Source organism: Exiguobacterium sp. FD-YE-25-4, from assembly GCF_057004685.1.
In genome coordinates, this window is sequence record NZ_CM168041.1 from 2518666 (window position 1) to 2536411 (window position 17746).

The window sequence follows — 17746 nt, forward strand, 5'->3', positions numbered from 1 at the left end:
GACAACACCCGAGACACTGGTCTCGGGTGTTGTTTAATGACGCGACATCGATTGAAACCGCTCGACCTCGTCCGTCATGATGGCGTCGACACCAGTCATGTCCGGCAACTCGCTCGGGACATTGATTGTGTAGAGACGAAGTGACCGATTTTGTTCGCGGAGCGTCATCCAGTCTCTTGTCCCCATAAACTCCGGCTGGGCGTGGACGGCCTCGGCTCCGACTCGTTCCACAAATTCAACCAGATTCGGATGCCCATCAGTTGTCAGGACGGCAATCCTCGCCTCGCGGGCGATATCCCGTAACCGGACGAGCGTGTCCGGATTGAACGAGGAGAAGACGACGCGCTCTTCTAACTTGAACTCGGTGACGGCGAGCCACGTCAGATACTCGATCCCGTCATAGTCGAACCGGTCCGTCTTCAGCTCGATGTTGAGCGTGACGTCGGTCGGTTCGAGCAAGACGAGCACTTCCTCGAGCGTCGGGATCCGTTCCCCGCTCTCCGTCCGTAGCAAGCGGAGCTGCCGGAGCGTCATGTCTTTGACGAAACCGCTCCCGTTCGTCGTCCGGTCGACCGTCTCGTCATGGATGACGACGAGGCGTCCGTCGCGCGTCAATTGGACGTCGAGCTCGATGCCGTCGACATGTGGTAACGCCGCCTTGAACGCGCTTAGTGTGTTCTCGGGATACTTGGCGCTATAGCCGCGATGTGCGTAAATCAACATGTCACTGCCCCAAGGTGGAAGTCGTCTCATCAGCCGCGCGCTTCAACGCCTCTTCGACCGATACGCCTTGGTATAGGCTCTCCATGGCGTTGACGACGCTTTGACGGGATTGCGGGAACGTCGAGATGAGCGCGCCTTGTGTCGCTGGTGAGGCTGTCGTCTCACTCAATTGATCGACCGTCACTTTCAGTTGCGGGTACTCGGCCCACATCTCTTTGACGATCGGCTCGTCATACGCCTCCGGATTGATGGCGAAGTAGCCCGTCTCGACGTGCCATTTGGCCTGCGCTTCTTTCGACGCCGCATATTTCATGAACTCCCATGCACCTTGCTTCGTCTCGTCGGCGATGCCGTCACCCATCCAGAGCGAGGCCCCGCCGATGATGACGCCTTCACGCTCCGCTTCGTTCGGCACCGGCAAGTATGATGCCCCGACCTCGAAGTCGGCATTATCCGCGACGGTGCGAATCCCGGCCGACGAGTCGAGATACATGGCGACTTTCCCTGATTGGAAGGCGGCGCGCATGTCGTCCCAGTTTTGGCCGACGTTCATGAACGTCTTGTCGTCGTACATCTCTTTGATCAAGTTGAAGGCGTTCTGTCCTTCTTCCCCATCGAATACCGCTTTCGTCGGCGCACCGCTGCGCCCGTTGTCGTTATCGACGTAGAGCCCGCCTTGCGCAGCGACGAGCTGTTCGAAGAACCAACCGTAGTTGAGCATCGTGAAGCCGGTCTGCCCATCGGTCGTCAGTGCCTTCGCCGCCTGCTTCAGTTCGTCATACGTGCGCGGCGCTTTCTCCGGGTCGAGTCCCGCTTTTTCGAACGCATCCTTGTTGTAGATGAGCACCGGTGTCGACGAGTTGAACGGCATCGAGTACTGCTTGCCGTCGACTTGGTAATAGCTCAAGATGTTCTCTTCCCAGACGCCCGTATCGAAGTCTTCTTTGTCGATGAACTCTTGGACCGGCGTGATCTTATTCGTGTCGATCATATATTTCGTGCCGACCTCGAACGTCTGCATGATAGCCGGTGCGTCCGGTGACCCCGCGACGGCGTTGAACTTCGTGAGCGCCTCTTCATACGTGCCTTGGAACACCGGTTTCACTTCATACTCTTCTTGCGACTCGTTGAAGGCGTCGACTTGGTTGTTGAGCGCGGTCTCTAAGTCCCCGCTCATCGCATGCCAAAATACGACTTCCGTCTTCCCGTCCTCCGTCGCCGAAGCGGCCGGTTCCGCCTCTTCGCTACCACATGCCCCGAGCAACAATACCGAACTGGCCAACCCTGCGAATAATGCTTTCTTCTTCATCGTATATTCCCCCTATTATTTGATCGCGCCTTGTGTCAAACCTTCTTGTAACTGCTTTTGTCCTGCGAATAACAGCATCAGCGTCGGGATGATAATCAAGATGACCGCCGCCATGACGACGCCCCAATCCGAGGCGACCTCGTTCGACTGCATCTGTTTAATCCCGATTTGCACCGTGCGTGCCTGCTCCGTGTTTGTCACGAGGAGCGGCCATAAGTACATGTTCCATGTCGTCAAGAAGCTATATACCGACAACGTGACGAGCGGTGTCTTCGAGACCGGCAAGACGACGTTCCAAAAGAAACGGAAACGGCTGATGCCGGCGATTTGTGATGCCTCGTACATCTCGTACGGAATCGTCTTGAACTGTTGCCGGAGCAGGAACGTCCCGAACGCGAGCGCGAAGAATGGCACCGACAGCCCCCACACCGAGTTGAGCCAGCCGAGCGACTGGATTGTCAAGAAGTTCGGTACCATCGTCGCTTCCCATGGCACCATCATCGTCGCGAGGAAGAGCATGAAGATGAGCCCTTTTCCTTTGAAGTCGATGAAGACGAACGCGAAGGCGGCAAGACTCAACAAGACGACTTGGCCGACCATGACGAGGAGTGCGACGACGAGACTGTTCCATAAGTACGTCATGAGCGGGATTCGTTCGAACGCGGCGACATAGTTGTCGAATGTGACGTCGCGCGGGATGAGGTTCCCTTTCAACACTTCGCTCCCGTCCATCAGGCTGATCGAGAACGCGTAGGCAATCGGGAACAGCATGACGACGGCGCTCAAGACGAGGAGCGTATACGTGACTACTTTCCGGAGCGTCATTGGTAATGCACCTTCCTTTCGACGAGCTTGAACTGGAGCCACGTCAACAGGAGGACCGTCAAGAACAAGAGCACGGCCTGCGCACTCGCCCCGCCGACGTTATAGTTGATGAACGCGTCCTTATAGATGGCGTAGACGATGACGTTCGTCGAGTTCGTCGGTCCGCCTTTCGTGAGCAAATCGATTTGTCCGAACGTCTGGAACGCATTGATGAGCGAGATGATGCCGACGAAGAAGAGCGTCGGGGACAGCATCGGGATCGTGATGGCCCGGAGCTGGGTCCAATATCCGGTTCCGGCGATGTCCGCACTCTCATACAATGTCCGGTCGATGTTTTGCAGCCCGCCGAGGAGAATCAAGAACGTGAAGCCGATATTCATCCAGACGGTCGCGAGCGACACGGATAAGAGCGCGTACTGCGGGTCAAGGAGCCACTGCACCCCGCTTGCCCCAACCGCTTCCAAGAAGCGATTGAAGATACCGATGGACGGGTTGTACATGAACATCCAAATGACCGACGAGGCTGCGACGCTCATCCCCATCGTCGCCGAGAATGCCGTCCGGAAGATGCCAATCCCGCGCAGCTTCTCGTTGGCGAGGAGCGCGAGCCCGAGCGCGATGATGATTGTGAGCGGGACGGTCAACAGAACGAAGCCGACCGTCGCCTGGATGCTCTGCCAAAACGAGGCGCTCGTGAACAGTTTGGCGTAATGCTCGCCGCCGACGTAACTGAGCGGCGTCCCTTGTGTGTCCGTTTGAAAGAAACTCAAGTAAATCGTCCGGAACAACGGATAGACGAGAAAGATCCCAAATAACGCGATCGACGGGGACAAGTAGAGGAGTCCGCTCGTCGCGTCTGATAATCGGGTCCGGACGCGTTGTCTCGGAAGGGCGACCGTCATTGGAACACCTCCAACGCCTCGAACAGTTTCGGTTGCCGCGGTTCGATGCGATTCCCCGTCGCGTCAAACAGTGACATCTGTTTCGGGTCGACGTAACAGGCAATCTTCTCCCCAATCGCGAGCGGCCATTGTCCGGGCCATTTGGCGAGCCACTCGACGCCGCCCATGTCAAAGGCGAGAATCGTCTCCGTGCCGAGCACTTCGATATTTTTCAGTTCGGCGTAGAACGTGATCTCGTCTTTCGCCGGCGTGATTTGTTCCGGCCGGATGCCGAGCGTCGCCGTATCTTCTCGCGTCAGCGTGTTCGGGTGGAATAGACGCCCGTCCGAGGCGACCCAGCCCTTGTCACTCCGTTGCACCGACGTCAAATTCATCGGCGGTGACCCGATGAACGAGGCGACGAACGTGTTCGCCGGCTTATTGTACAAATCGAGCGGTTGACCGACTTGTTGGACCTGGCCATCGTTCAACAGCATCATCCGGTCGGCCATCGTCATCGCCTCAACTTGGTCGTGCGTGACGTAAATCATCGTCAGTTTGAGCTTGCGTTGCAGCTGCCGGATCTCCGAGCGCATCTTGGCCCGAAGTTTCGCGTCCAAGTTCGAGAGCGGCTCGTCCATGAGGCAAATCGGCGACTCGGTCACGATGGCCCGGGCCAGTGCGACCCGTTGCCGTTGCCCGCCCGACAGTTCGCGCGGCTTCCGCTTCAAATAGTCGGTCAGTCCGAGCGTATCGGCCGCTTCCAAGCAACGTTCACGCTGCTCGAGCTTCGTCAGTCCTTTCGTATGTAACCCGAACGTGATGTTTTTCTCGACGGTCATGTGCGGATAGAGCGCATAGTTTTGGAATACCATCGATAGTTGCCGCTCGCTCGGTTTCAGTTCGTTCGCGGCGACGCCGTCGATGCGGAGCGTCCCGCTCGTGATCGATTCGAGCCCGGCGATCATCCGGAGCATCGTGCTCTTGCCACAGCCCGACGGTCCGACGAGGGCGAAGAACTCACCCGCCTCGATCGTCACGTCGATGCCACGGATGACTTCCGTCTCGTCGTATGACTTTTTGATGTTCTGCAGTTGAATCGATTTCATATGATGTCCTCCTTCATTCCTTGCGACGCCCAAAGCCGCTCGTCCCCGGTCGAGACGGCGAACGCCCCGTGGGACAGGGCTTCATGCACGTGAATCGGTTTCCGGATCATCCCGCCTGTCACAATCGGCAACGAGACGTGTTCCGCGACGTGCTCGATGACACTCGGGATGAGACCCGGCATCAGTTCGAGCGCGTCCGGCTGTTGGTCTTTCGCCATCTTGATGCCTGAGGTGATGGCGTCCGAGTCGACGAGGAACAGGCGCTGCACCGTCATCAGGCCGGCCCGTTTGGCGTGTTGGATGACAGACGCCTTCGTCGTCACAACCCCGTCGGCGCCGACCCGTTTCGCCAAATAGTCGATGCCGTCCCGGTCGAGGCTGATGCCGTTGATGCGTTCGGCGTGCAGGAACACGGTCCGATTCTCACGCTTCAAATGGGCGACGTAGCGGTCGAGCGTGCTGAGCGTCCCCATCATGAGGAACGTCGTCGTCACGTCCGACTGCAGGAACTTCTCGAGTTGTTTCGGTGATTTGATGGAGGCGATCATCTTCTCTTGTCCGATTGTGCGAAGTGTTTCATTCACTTGAATCATCCTTCCCTAGAAAAAAGGACCAACAGAAACAGGACGTCATCGACGTACGGGCTTCTGTTGGTCTCTCGAATGTTCTACCAGTTGCTATTCACTTGGCATGAGGGGTCTCACAAGTCATATCGTACCGGATGAATGTAAAGCGTCCGTGAAGCTCGTGCAAAAGTTTGTGAAGCCGACGTAAAAAAAACGACTCATAATGAGTCGGTGTCGTCGAGCGTCTGTCTCGCCTTCGCCAAGATGTCGGCTTTGACGGCATCATCCCGGCCTTGCCAGTTACGGACCATCATCTTCATCCGCTGATTCTTCGCGAACCGGTCCTCGTGCTTGTCGATGAAGTTCCAATACAAAGCGTTGAACGGACAGGCGTCGTCCTCGGTCGTATGTTTCGGGTTATACTTGCAGCCTTTGCAATAGTCGCTCATCTTGTCGATATACTTCCCCGAGGCGATATACGGCTTCGTCGCCAATCTCCCGCCATCGGCATGGAGCGCCATCCCGAGCACGTTCGGCAACACGACCCAGTCGTAGGCATCGATATACATCTCGTTGAACCAGTCGCTCGTCTGTTGCGGCGACACTTCGAACAGCGTCGCGAAGTTGCCGAGCACCATGAGCCGCTGGATGTGGTGGTTGTGCGCCCGCTCGATGACCGGCTTCACACTTTGATGGACACAGTGCAGGTCTGTCTTAGCGTCCCAGAAGTAGCTCGGCAAATCGCGCTCATGCTTGAACGTGTTGACCGATTCATAACCCGGCATCGACGCCACATAGACGGCGCGCATATATTCGCGCCAGCCGAGGAGTTGACGGACGAATCCTTCGACCGAGGCGAGCGGCGCGTCCGACGCCACCGCCGCCTGGACGACCTCATCCGGTGTCAGGAGCCCGATGTTGATGGCCGCGGACAACAGGCTATGCGACATGTCTTGATTGTCCGACAGCATCGCGTCCTGATACGGACCGAACGTCTCGAGACGCGCTTCGACGAAACGAGCGAGCGCACGGCGTGCCTCACTGCGCGTCACCGGCCAGACGAACGGGGTGATGTCTCCGGGGTGGTCGGCGAAGCCCGTCTCGACTTTTTGGATAACGTCTTTCGTGATCGCGTCCGGTCGAAAATGGATCGGTGGCGGGAACGTGAGTCCTGCTTTCGGCGGCTGGCGGTTGTCCGCATCGAACGACCACTTGCCACCCCGTGGCTTCCCGTCCTCGAGCAACACATCGAACCGTTTCCGCATCTGGCGATAGAAGCGGTCCATCCGCCACGGCGTGCTGCCAATCGTGTCAACCGCTTCCTCCTTCGTTAAATAGAAGAGCGGCACGTCCAAATGTTCGACGAGCTTGTGCTTCTGACCCAACTGTTGCAACTTCTTCTCCATCGCAGCGTCGGTGACGGCCGTGTAATGGATTTCTTCCGGTTCGTACCGTTTGAAGTGGTCGTCCCACGCATCATGGAACGAGTCCGCCTCGTGATAGTCGACGGTATAGCCATTTTCTCGCAGTTCCTCAGCGAAGTGACGCATCGCCGAGAAGATGAGGACGAGCTTCTGTTTATGGTACGGCCGCCACGTCGCCCGTGATGTCGCCTCGATCATGACGATGACGTCATCCTCCTCGATGTGATTGAACAGCTCGAGCTCATGCGACAGTTGATTGCCGAAGATCCAAAAGGAACGCATCGATTCAACTCCCCTCCCAAAATGGTTATGCTACACTCAATCTACCTCGACTTTATTTGGAAAGGAATGGTTCGATGCGCTTCACGCGTCTCCAAACATGGATTGACAGTCAATACGAGAATCCACGCGGCATCGTCGGCACGTATATCGGTGAGAAGATGGTCAGGCAACACCGGGTCGAAGTCGATTGGACGATTGAGCAACTTCATATTCAGCCCGATAATCGCGTTCTCGACCTCGGTTGCGGGGCCGGCGACGCACTGGCGCAGATGCTACGTGGCTATAATCACGTGCATGTGACCGGACTCGATCGTTCCCCGACCATCGTCCGCTCGGCGCTTCGACGAAATCGAATGGACGTGCAAGCTGGGCGAGCCGAAGTCGTCGAAGGCGACCTCGGGACGCTCCCGTTTCCGGACGCGCGGTTTGACCGCGTCTTCAGCATCCACACACTCTACTTTTGGGAAGACGTGCCGGCGGTGCTTGCCGAGATTGATCGCGTTCTCGCACCAGGTGGGTCATTCGTCATCACTTACTGCGATGGGAAAGCTGACGTGACGTGGGATGGCATCGCGTCTATCGTGCGGGAACAGTTCATCCCCGCCGCTACCGCTCTCGGTCTGACCGACGTCATCGAGACACGAGGTCCTGACTCGCGTGATTATCATACAGTCGCCGTGTCCGGACGAAAGCCCGTCTAACGTCAACTCCGACTCTTCCGGGTGACCGCAATCCCGCCGAACCCGCTGATGATGGCGATGTAGAACCCCAAATCATAGAACCAGCCGGTGTTGTTCACTTCATAGACGCGATACGTGTCATTGAATAAGCCTAAGATGAGTGACACCGGTGCGATCCAACCGTGCCAAATCCCCCAAAAGAAGCCGGCCGGGTCGGTCGTGTACGTCCCGTCGCCCGGCACACAGCCGCCGAGGACGACAATCAAACTGAGCATGATGGCCAATAATCCGATTCGTTTCATCATAAATCCCTCCTGCTATGAGTATTCCCGGTTTTACAGAAAACAGTACGTGCTAACGTGCGTTAGACGAACGAAAACAAGCAGCGACTCATTATGAGCCGCTGCTTGTTTTTCGTTACCGCCAAAGTTGGACCGTGTTCGCGAACTCGATATCGGTCGCGATTTCCCCGTCGAGGGCGTGCAAGTCAAAGTCTTCGCCGTCAAGCCACGCTTGAAAATCGAAGATGACCGGGTCGCGGTCGCCGCCGAGGGCGAACCACGTCTCGAGCGTCTCTGGGAAATAGGCGGCCGTATGAATCGTGCCGGCCCAGCTCTTATACAGCTCCGAGAAGACGCCCTTGTCCGAGTCGTTCATGAGCCGGAACGCACTCTCGGCGTCCTGGACGATATGTTGATACATCTTGATTTCCATCATCCGACGTGTTGAATCGTCGAGATGGTAACGGTTCTCGTGTTGCAACAGCTCGAAATGGTTCGTGCAGATGTTCGACTCGCGGACACGAATATCGCGCGGTGTCGCTTCGATGACGCGTGTCTTCGACGACTTGTCGTGGACGACATACGTGAACGAGCCGCGGTGCGGAATCTCTTGAAGCAGATCGACCGCTTCCTCGACCGTGGCGCACGTCTCGAGAATCATTCGGCCGATCATCTGGCAGACGAACCCATCTCCAGGCCGGCGGCGGTTGATGAAGTTATAGCCCATGGCGAGCCCTTTCTCGTTCATCCCGTCCATCCGGCCGGTGACGCGCGAAACGGGACCGATGACGGCGTAACCCTCATCTGGCTGGAACACGTTATAGCGTCCATCGTACGTCATCGGATGGTAGTCATAGTTGCGGACGAGGAAGTTGTCCCCCGTCAAAATCGAACAGCCGCTGACCGGGTTATTGACCCGGAAATGACCGAAGTGAAGGAGCGTGTCGGCGAGCGTCAACTCGAGTTCGTCCTGCAGACCGAGCAGTTCTTCCCAAATCTTTGGGGCGAATCGATCGAACGCCTGCTTCGCCTCGCGCTCATCAATCTCAAAGCGCGGGACGCGGAGCTTCCATTGGTCGGTCCGATTCTCGAGCAGCTTGCTGCGCTTAATATAAGTACCTTGAAAGCGGCCAAAGTCATAGTGACTGCCGCGGAATTGTGTGAGTTCACTTGAGACACGTTGCATGAAAAAACCTCCCTTGCGCCTAGTATAACGGACGCAACGGAGGTATGTCTGACTTGAGACTGTTCACAACTTGAACTGGCGGCTCATGCGTTGCATGTCCTCAGCCGTGTGCGACAAGTCTTTGACGAGCCGGTTCATCGTCTCGCTCGTCGCCGACATCTGTTCGGTCGAGGCGGCCACTTCCTCGTTGCCGGCCGTACTCTCTTCCGAGATGGACGCGATATCCGATAGACCACGTTTGATGTCGTCTTGGTTCGTCTTGACGCGTCCGAGCTGCCCTTGCATCGAGTTCGTCAGGCGCTGCATCTCCCGCACGCTCTGCTCGATCTCATTGAAGGCGCGCTTCGTCTCCTCGAGCGTCCGCTTGCCGTCCTCGGCAGCGTGCATGCTGTCCGTGAACGTCTCGCCGAGCGCGATCGAGTTTCGTTTGACGCTGCCAACGATTTCCGAGATCTCACTGACCGATCGGGCGACGCTGTCGGATAACTTGCGAATCTCAGAAGCGACGACGGCGAAGCCTTTTCCATGCTCCCCGGCACGGGCCGCCTCGATGGCCGCGTTCAAGGCGAGCAAGTTCGTCTGCTCCGAGATTTGACGAATCATCGTGACGAGTGCGGTCACTTCGTCCGCCTGTTGCTCGAAATCTTTCACTTGTCCTTGCGACTCGCGCACTTGCAGATGGATGTTCGTCATCTTGCCGACGGCATCCTCCATCAGTCCGAGTCCTTCGGCCGTCACACGACTGACGACTTCCGCTTGCTCGCTCACGCCGTTCCCGTCGTGCGCCGTCTGATCGACGAGTCCCGAGAACTCGTTCATGTGTCCGTACAGTTTCATCGTGAGCACGCTCTGATTCTCGACACCGCCCGCGATTTCTTCCATCGTGAACGCGATTTGACGCGAGGCATCGTTCACTTCTTCCGAGATACTCGCCACGTTGCCGCTCTCGTCACGTACCGTCTGAGCGGACGTCTGCAATCCCGAGATCAAGTCGCGGAGCATTTTCGTCATCTGATCCATCGAGGCGGTGAGCCGCTTGATCTCATCGTTCGCTTTCAACTGGATGTTGTCCATCTCCCTGGCCGCTGTCGCCAGGTCGCCGCTCGCGATATGGGTCGCGACACGTTCGAGCTCACGGAGCGGTCGGAGTTTCCAGCCAAGGTAGCGCCAGATGATGACCGAGGCGATCCCAAGCAAGATGACGAGTCCGATGAGAATCGGCGGCAAGCTCTCTTGCAACACGTCTTCCGTCACCGCGGCGACGTCACTCGCCCCTTTATCGATTCCAAGGACACCGATCACGTCCCCGCCTTGTTTGATTGGAACGAGCACGGTCATATAGTCCCCGTACTCTGGATCCTCGACAATCGGTGTCGTGACGGTCCCACCTTCAAACGCCGCTCTCGCATCTGCAAACGACGTCGCTGTCGTCGGCGTTCCGATATCGACCGCGTCGGCCGCGCTCATCCCATCGACGATGATTTGAAGCTCTTCGCCGTCGGCTGCGAGTGTGTACACATACATGGCCCCGATTTGCGTCCGATACGTGTCGAGCTGTTCCCGAAACTGCTCGAACCGTTCATCTTTCGTCGGGTTCTGTAAAAAGGCCGCATACGCTTCCGTGTCGATTGCCTCGCTGATGCGGGCCCCATCCGCCAACAGGACCGCTTGCATCGAACTCTGTACCGTATGCTTCGTGCTGACGTACTGCAGCACGCCGAACATGACGATGAGCAGCGTGATGAATGCCAACATCATCGCCAAAATCCGTGTCTGCAGTGACTGTGGTTTATTTCGTTTCATGTGATTCCCTCCATTCGTCCTTACTCCTTATATCGGACGACTGTCGCGAAGAGTCCACAAAAAAACGGATGATTTTCGACAAAAATCATCCGTTCGTTCATTCATTTGTCGAATCTACAACCTCGAGCGGCATCGACACCTCGGCCTCGCCTTCTTCTCCGATATGGAAGAGCGGGAGGGTCTCGGTAACGAATAGGTCAGGGTTCAAATCCGCTTGATAGACGTACGTCCGGACGTCCCCTTCGCGTTCCGCGACGAGTTCACCGAACGGGATTGGGACACGGGTGCCATCGACTTCATAACTGATGATCGTCGTCGGATCGAGGCGACGGTCTTCGAGCATCCGAATCGTGAACAGCATCGTCGAGCTGTTCGTCCGCTCGAGCGAGACCGCAATCGATTCCGATTGACCGGCCCGTTTTTCAATCATCGCATCTTCGACGTCCTGCTCGAACACGACGTTCTCTTCGGCCGGGTCATCTTGCACTTGTTGGCAACCGACGATGGTCGCCAATCCGAGAATCAAGGCAATCACCAATACGCGCATCTCGTTCTCTCCTCACTTCAAGGCGAAAGTGAGTTCCGCTTCACAAGCAACTTCTCCATCGACCGTCGCCACGGCGCGCCCTTTACCGATTGGTCCGCGCACTTTCAAAATCTCGACCTCGAGGCGCAATTGATCGCCCGGGACGACTTGACGTTTGAAGCGACATCCATCGATACCTGCGAAGAACGCGAGCTTGCCGCGGTTCGACTCCTGCTTGAGCATCGCGAACGCGCCGACTTGCGCGAGCGCCTCGACGATCAACACGCCAGGCATGACGTTATAGTCTGGGAAATGTCCATTGAAGAACTCTTCGTTCGCCGTCACATTCTTTAATCCAACGGCCCGTTTGCCTTCTTCGACCTCAAGAATCCGGTCGATGAGCAAAAACGGGTACCGATGCGGGATCACTTCTTTAATCTGTTCAATCGTGTACATGGTTCCACCACCCTTATGATGTTAGCCAAAAATCGGTGATATGGCGCCACGTGTCGATGTTGAACACGTCCTTCCACTCGCCTCCGCCAATCACGCTGTACCCGATGATGGCCCCAATCGCAAGCATCACGAAAGCCAACAACAGGACAACGATGACGCGTAACAAGATTGGGAAACGTCGATGGTTCGATAATCGTTTCCGCTCCGTCCGCTCTTTAGACTCGGTCTGTTCCGAGCCGTTTTGTTCTTCGTTCGCCACGTCCATACATCCTTTCAGCTGAATTAATTATAACATATTAGTACCAGGTATTAAAACTGTTGCATGAGTTCTATATAAGTGTAACGTATCTACCATACGTCGAACAAGCGCCCGGCCTAGGGCAAGGGCGACGCTTCTGTGAAAAATACTGCCCGCTTCCACCTATGCTGTGCTACCGTAAGAGTATTCATCATTTAGGAGGGTTTATTTTTATGTGGAAAGAATTTAAAGAGTTTGCAATCAAAGGCAATGTAATTGACCTCGCCGTCGCCTTCATCCTCGGGGCCGCCTTCACGGCCATCGTCACGTCGCTCGTCAATGACATCTTCATGCCGTTCCTCGGCATCGTTATCGGCGGGATCGACTTCTCGACGCTCGCGGTGTCGGTGCTCGGCGTGAACGTGACGTACGGCAACTTCTTACAAGAAATCGTCAAGTTTTTCCTCATCGCCTTCGCCTTGTTCATGATGGTCAAAGTGTTGAACCGTCTGAAACGTGAGAAAGCGGTCGAAGAGACACCAGAACCGGAACTGTCGCGTGAAGAGCAGCTCCTATCTGAAATCCGTGACTTGTTAAAAGAGCGTCCATAACGTAGTAACGCCTGAACCGAAGTCGGTTCAGGCGTTTTTGTCGAGAATCGACATCACTCGGCTGACGGCGTCCGTGAGAAGCGGTTCTGCCTGGTGCATCGCCTCGGCGAGCGTCATTACCCGGGAAATGATCGGGAAGACGGCCTGAATCCCGACGTCCGGGACGGCGATTACGTCTGTTTGCCCGGCGAAGACGAGCGTCGGGACACCATATGCGTGGGCGAGGCAAGCCAAACCGTAAGGCGCTTTCCCATGAAGGGATTGCTCATCGAAGCGACCTTCTCCCGTGATCAACCAGTCGGTCGTGCGCAGTTTCTCTTCCAGGTTCGACCAGCGTATGACTTCTTCAATGCCGCTCACGTACCGGGCACCGAGCTGATAGAGCGCGAAACCGATGCCTCCGGCTGCGCCCGCCCCAGACCGCGTGGCCAAATCACGTTCGAAACAACGGGCGTACGCGGCAAGCAGTTCGTCATAGCGCACGACGTCCTCTGGCGCCAACCCTTTCTGCGGTCCAAACACGGCGGCCGCTCCCATTGGTCCGAGCAACGGGTTCGTCACGTCCGAGGCGATCCGCCACTCGACTTGACGTGCTTCCGGGAGGAGCCCTGACCAGTCAATCCGACTGACGCGCTCGATATGATGCGGGAACGGTCCAATGACATGTCCAAACTCATCGAAGAAGCGGACACCGATCGCCTCGAGCAAACCTTTTCCCCCGTCGACGGTCGCACTCCCGCCGAGGCCGACGGTGATGCGTGTCGCCCCGCGCTCGAGCGCATGCCGAATTTGCAGCCCCGTCCCATAGGAGCTGTAGCGCCACGGGTCGAGTGTATCGACGAGTGTGAGCCCGGACGCCTCGGCGACTTCGATGACTGCTTCTCGCGTCAGTTCTAACCAACCGTACCGCGCTTGTCGCATCGTCCCGTCAAGCGACATGACGTCTTGCGTGATGGTCTCGGCATGTGGATGTGTCAGGAGCCACGCATCTAAAAATCCTTCGCCTCCGTCTGAAATCGGCACCTCGATGACATCGTGTCCAGCGAGTGCCCGACAAACCGCCCGATTCGCTTCCACGCTCGTCAGCGACCCTTTGAACGAATCCATCGCCACGACAATCCGCATGTCCATCCCTCCTCCTATTCAGTGTAACGCAAAAACCGCCCTTCCGAGGAAGAACGGTCTGTGATTAACGGAGTGACGTGACGAGTCCCATCATCTGATCACTCATCGACAACGCCCGTGAATTCATCTGATACGCGCGCTGTGTGATCGTCATGTCGGTCATCTCTTTCGTCAAATCGACGTTCGATGATTCGAGCGTGCCTTCAATCAACAGATTGCCGAGCGGACGATCGACGTCCACCGCCAAGTCGGCAGCATAGACGTTGTCACCGAGTGGGCGGAGCGCCGACGTGTTACGCACCTCGACGATATCGAGGCGGCCGAACTCTTGCTCGACGCCGTTCACGCTGGCGACGACCGTGCCGTCTTGACGGACGCGGTGCGCCGTCGCCTCGTTCGGCATGACGATCGGATTGCCGTCCGCACCAAGAAGGGCGTTCCCGTTCACGTCGACGAGCGTCGTTTGTTCACCGACCGAGAGCTGCATGTTCCCGCTCCGGGTCAATCCGACACCGTTCTCTGTCTCGACGGCGAAGAACTGGCGGCTCGCTTTCAAGAACACATCAAGGCCACGGTCCGTCTTCCGGATTTGGCCGATATTGAACTGTTGACTGATGTCAGCGACGTGGCCGCCAACGCCGATGCGAATCCCATTCGGGGTGTCGCGTCCGACTTCAAGTTCGGCACGCGGTTGATTGTCATACGCCTGCGACAAGAGCGAGGCAAAGTGGGTCTGTTCCCGCTTATAGCCGGCCGTATCGACGTTGGCGATGTTATGGCCCGTCACGTCAAGTTGACGCTGAAGCTGGGTGAGCGACGAGACCGAGTTATAAATCGATTGCATGGGCTTCCTCCTTAACGAATCCGAGCGATCTCAATGGCCCGCTCGGCACTCTTGTCATACGCTTGAACGACTTTTTGGTTCGCCTCGAACTGGCGGTACGTCGTCATCAAGTCGGCCATCGTCCGATCGAGGTCAACGTTCGCCTCTTCGATGAATCCTTGTTGGAACTGGACGTTCGCTGCTGGCGGTGCGTCTCCGTTGACCCGGTAATCGTTCCCGACCTGTTCGAGCGTCGCTAAGTCATTAACTTGGACGGCACCGAGTGTCGCCACATTCTCGCCGAGCGACGTGATTTGACCATCGACCGACAGCGTGAACTCACTTGATGGCAGCTGGATGCGCTCGCCTGCGTCAGAGAGGATATAACCGCCATCCGCCGAGCGTAAGAAACGCTCCTCATCGACCGCGAAGCGTCCGTTCGTCGTATAGAGCGTCTCGCCGTTCTGTTCGACGGCGAACATGGCGGCACCCGTCGCGTCAGCCGGCACCTTCATATATACGTCGGTCGGGCTGCCCGTCTCCGAGATGCTCCCGCTCGAGAACCGAGGCATCGTCTCTTGAAGGTAGACACCTGTCGATAACGTGCCAACTTCACCTTGGACGCGTGAGCGCGCATTCCCAGGGTGGCTCACTTGGGCGAGCAACATTTCCGGGAACGAGCGAACGACGCCGTTGGACGCCTTGAATCCTGGTGTCCGGACGTTACCGAGGTTATTGCTCAAAATCTCTTGTTGGCGCTGGAGCGCGTTCATCGCGCCCGCCGCCGTATATAATCCGCGTAGCATGGTCGTCTTCCTTTCATCGTTCAAAGTCTTCACTCTGTATATCGTACCAAATGAATGTTTCATTCACCGTTTTTTGAAAAAAAGTAAAAAAACCACTTCACGATGATGAAGTGGTTTTGCATCAAGCGACGATCGGGAGTTCGACCATCATCGTCGTCCCGTTCCCAAGTTCCGAACGGACACTGATCGTTCCGCCGTGCGATTCAATGATCTCTTTACAGATAGCGAGTCCGAGGCCGGTGCCTCCAATATTGCGACTCTGCTCATTCTGGACACGGTAAAACTTCTCAAACAGTCGTTCGGCATCTGCGGGTGCCACACCCATGCCTTCGTCTTCGATGGCGATCCGGATGACATCGTCCTCGCACAAGACGTTAACGGCGATATTACCGCCGTCGGGTGAATATTTAATGGCGTTGTTCAAGATATTCGAGAACACTTGGCGCAGTTGCGCCGGGTCTCCTGAGACACGGAGCGTTTCATCACAATCGAAATGGAACGCATGCAACTCGGTCGAACCGGCATGAATCTCGAGAACGTCCGACAACAGTTCGAACAAACTCTCGACTTTGAAGTCTTGCTCCGCTTTACCGGCCTCCATCTTCTGAACATCGAGCAAGTTGCTGACGAGCCGCTCGAGCCGGGTCGTCTCACTGTGTATCATGCTCAAGTAGCGTTTCCGCTTCTCTTCGTCGACGTGACGATGTTCAAGCAGTTCGGTAAAACCGAGAATCGATGTGAGCGGGGTCCGAAGTTCATGAGACACCGTCGCGACGAGTTCCGTCTTCAAGCGGTCGATCTCAATCTCTTTCGTAATGTCCCGTGACACAAACATCACGCCGAAACGTTCGTCCTGCAGTTCAATCGGTTCGGCGTACATCCGTATGATACGTCTTCCCCCTTGCATCGAATACGTAAACGTCTCATCGAAGATTCCACAGTTCTTCGCCCGGTGTGTGAACCGGTTGAGGCCGTCTTGGTCATCGATTTGATCCATGAACGGCTCATAGAACGCATCAATCGGATACAGGCTCTGACGGTCGCCGAACGGGAACGGCTGCTCATACAGTTCGAACAGCGCCTCATTGGCGAAACGTTGATTTGTGTCCACCTCGACAAAGACAATCGCGTCGCGCATCGTATGGAGAATCCGGGCCGTCTTCTCGCGCTCTTTCTCGAGTTCGTCGTGCTGGTGAATCAACGAGCTCGACATCTCCGTGAATGATTTCGACAGTTGACCGACCTCGTTTTGGAGCGGTTTGATTGGAATGAGCGTGGCGTGCGGGTCGACCGCGAGCCGTTCACTGTTCGTGATGAGCGCCTCGAGCTGTCTCGTCAACCGTACGATATACGGTTGCAAGCTGATGAACAGAACAAACAAAGCTCCGAGTAGAATGAGCAGCCACATCCATTGGGCTTTTGCGAGCTGTTCGGATAGTTGCTCACGCAGGCCCGTCTCTTGATAATCGAGCTCAGACCGATAGTCTGTGAACACCGATTCCATATCGACGATGCTCGCGCTCATATCGGCCGCACTATTTGAATTAAATTTGAATCGCGTCTGATTCGATGATGCGTTGCTCGGCATGAGTTGGCCGACAGTCGCCATCTGTAAGAACGGCTCATCGACTTCCCCGTTTGCTTTGGCGACAACGTAACGCTCAAGTCCGGGCATGACGCGAGATGTATAGATTGTGAACAATAGGCGTGCCTCTTCCGCGAACGTCGTCTCTTCGTTCGTCGCAGCGTTTTGTTCGAACCAGCTCGTCTGGTCGTCGATTCGGTCTTGGGCTTGCTTGACTTCCGCTAGCAACGCGTCTTCTCCGAGCAAGACGTGACCGCGCATCTCGTATTGCATCGACTGCCATGTTTCAAACAAATCGGTCGCCCGCGATCTTTGTTCACTGATCCGTTCGAGCTCGACTGTCGTTTCGCGGATTGCCTGTTGGGTATAAAAGTATGTGCCGAGTGACGTCAATGTGATTAAGGCGATCAATACGTAAAACACAGTGAGGACTTGGCGGCTAATTCGTTGTTCGATCCAGCGCTTCATATGTGGCCTTCTTTCATATCGGGGATTGATCGGATTGGA

General features: G+C 56.3%; 19 protein-coding genes. 2 read left to right on the forward strand and 17 right to left on the reverse strand.

What is annotated here, in order from left to right; all coding sequences use genetic code 11:
- Positions 1-33 precede the first annotated feature (33 nt).
- The 7 genes from AC13H5_RS12870 to AC13H5_RS12900 form a co-directional block, all read right to left on the reverse strand.
- Complete coding sequence (locus tag AC13H5_RS12870; protein ID WP_214825262.1) at positions 34-723, reverse strand: glycerophosphodiester phosphodiesterase; 690 nt, start codon at positions 721-723, stop codon at positions 34-36.
- 1 nt (position 724) lies between these two features.
- Entirely contained in the window at positions 725-2032 is a 1308-nt protein-coding gene (locus tag AC13H5_RS12875; protein ID WP_483545966.1) for an ABC transporter substrate-binding protein, read from the reverse strand.
- Positions 2033-2047: 15 nt separating this feature from the next.
- Positions 2048-2857 carry a carbohydrate ABC transporter permease gene (locus AC13H5_RS12880; RefSeq protein WP_483545967.1) on the reverse strand — a complete coding sequence of 270 codons (810 nt, stop codon included), beginning with the start codon at positions 2855-2857 and terminating at the stop codon, positions 2048-2050.
- Positions 2854-3759 carry a carbohydrate ABC transporter permease gene (locus AC13H5_RS12885; protein WP_034779185.1) on the reverse strand — a complete coding sequence of 302 codons (906 nt, stop codon included), beginning with the start codon at positions 3757-3759 and terminating at the stop codon, positions 2854-2856. Before AC13H5_RS12885 ends, AC13H5_RS12880 begins: the two co-directional genes overlap by 4 nt.
- Positions 3756-4847 (reverse strand): ABC transporter ATP-binding protein, encoded by a 1092-nt coding sequence (locus AC13H5_RS12890; protein WP_034779187.1) that lies wholly within the window; start codon positions 4845-4847, stop codon positions 3756-3758. Before AC13H5_RS12890 ends, AC13H5_RS12885 begins: the two co-directional genes overlap by 4 nt.
- The gene (locus AC13H5_RS12895) at positions 4844-5431 is read right to left on the reverse strand and encodes a glycerol-3-phosphate responsive antiterminator (protein WP_483545968.1); all 588 of its coding nucleotides are present in this window, start codon (positions 5429-5431) and stop codon (positions 4844-4846) included. Before AC13H5_RS12895 ends, AC13H5_RS12890 begins: the two co-directional genes overlap by 4 nt.
- A gap of 200 nt (positions 5432-5631) precedes the next feature.
- Positions 5632-7119 carry a cryptochrome/photolyase family protein gene (locus tag AC13H5_RS12900; protein WP_483545969.1) on the reverse strand — a complete coding sequence of 496 codons (1488 nt, stop codon included), beginning with the start codon at positions 7117-7119 and terminating at the stop codon, positions 5632-5634.
- A gap of 74 nt (positions 7120-7193) precedes the next feature.
- Here AC13H5_RS12900 and AC13H5_RS12905 point away from each other — a divergent pair, with 74 nt between their 5' ends.
- A complete protein-coding gene (locus AC13H5_RS12905; RefSeq protein ID WP_483545970.1) occupies positions 7194-7820 on the forward strand; it encodes a class I SAM-dependent methyltransferase in 627 nt (208 codons plus the stop codon).
- Between the two features lie 2 nt (positions 7821-7822).
- Here AC13H5_RS12905 and AC13H5_RS12910 read toward each other — a convergent pair whose 3' ends face one another.
- From AC13H5_RS12910 to AC13H5_RS12935, 6 genes are all read right to left on the reverse strand, one after another.
- Entirely contained in the window at positions 7823-8101 is a 279-nt protein-coding gene (locus tag AC13H5_RS12910; RefSeq protein ID WP_214708496.1) for a hypothetical protein, read from the reverse strand.
- Between the two features lie 115 nt (positions 8102-8216).
- Positions 8217-9266: a C45 family autoproteolytic acyltransferase/hydrolase gene (locus AC13H5_RS12915; protein WP_483545971.1), complete on the reverse strand. Its 1050-nt coding sequence runs from the start codon at positions 9264-9266 to the stop codon at positions 8217-8219.
- A gap of 63 nt (positions 9267-9329) precedes the next feature.
- Positions 9330-11069, reverse strand: coding sequence for a methyl-accepting chemotaxis protein (locus AC13H5_RS12920; RefSeq protein ID WP_483545972.1), 1740 nt, complete (start codon positions 11067-11069; stop codon positions 9330-9332).
- 97 nt (positions 11070-11166) lie between these two features.
- On the reverse strand, positions 11167-11616 hold the full coding sequence (locus AC13H5_RS12925; protein ID WP_034779196.1) for a hypothetical protein: 450 nt from the start codon (positions 11614-11616) through the stop codon (positions 11167-11169).
- 12 nt (positions 11617-11628) lie between these two features.
- Positions 11629-12051 carry a 3-hydroxyacyl-ACP dehydratase FabZ gene (gene fabZ / locus AC13H5_RS12930; protein WP_021066156.1) on the reverse strand — a complete coding sequence of 141 codons (423 nt, stop codon included), beginning with the start codon at positions 12049-12051 and terminating at the stop codon, positions 11629-11631.
- 13 nt (positions 12052-12064) lie between these two features.
- Positions 12065-12316 carry a DNA-directed RNA polymerase subunit beta gene (locus AC13H5_RS12935; RefSeq protein WP_029594701.1) on the reverse strand — a complete coding sequence of 84 codons (252 nt, stop codon included), beginning with the start codon at positions 12314-12316 and terminating at the stop codon, positions 12065-12067.
- Positions 12317-12522: 206 nt separating this feature from the next.
- Between AC13H5_RS12935 and mscL the strand changes: the two genes are divergently transcribed.
- Positions 12523-12900 (forward strand): large-conductance mechanosensitive channel protein MscL, encoded by a 378-nt coding sequence (gene mscL / locus AC13H5_RS12940; RefSeq protein ID WP_483545973.1) that lies wholly within the window; start codon positions 12523-12525, stop codon positions 12898-12900.
- Between the two features lie 27 nt (positions 12901-12927).
- Here mscL and AC13H5_RS12945 read toward each other — a convergent pair whose 3' ends face one another.
- The 4 genes from AC13H5_RS12945 to AC13H5_RS12960 form a co-directional block, all read right to left on the reverse strand.
- Positions 12928-14025: a glycerate kinase family protein gene (locus AC13H5_RS12945; RefSeq protein ID WP_483545974.1), complete on the reverse strand. Its 1098-nt coding sequence runs from the start codon at positions 14023-14025 to the stop codon at positions 12928-12930.
- 64 nt (positions 14026-14089) lie between these two features.
- Complete coding sequence (locus tag AC13H5_RS12950; RefSeq protein ID WP_483545975.1) at positions 14090-14869, reverse strand: flagellar hook-basal body protein; 780 nt, start codon at positions 14867-14869, stop codon at positions 14090-14092.
- 11 nt (positions 14870-14880) lie between these two features.
- Positions 14881-15654: a flagellar hook-basal body protein gene (locus AC13H5_RS12955; RefSeq protein ID WP_131471423.1), complete on the reverse strand. Its 774-nt coding sequence runs from the start codon at positions 15652-15654 to the stop codon at positions 14881-14883.
- A 121-nt stretch (positions 15655-15775) separates the two neighbouring features.
- Positions 15776-17707: a sensor histidine kinase gene (locus AC13H5_RS12960; RefSeq protein ID WP_483545976.1), complete on the reverse strand. Its 1932-nt coding sequence runs from the start codon at positions 17705-17707 to the stop codon at positions 15776-15778.
- Between the last annotated feature and the right edge of the window lie 39 nt (positions 17708-17746).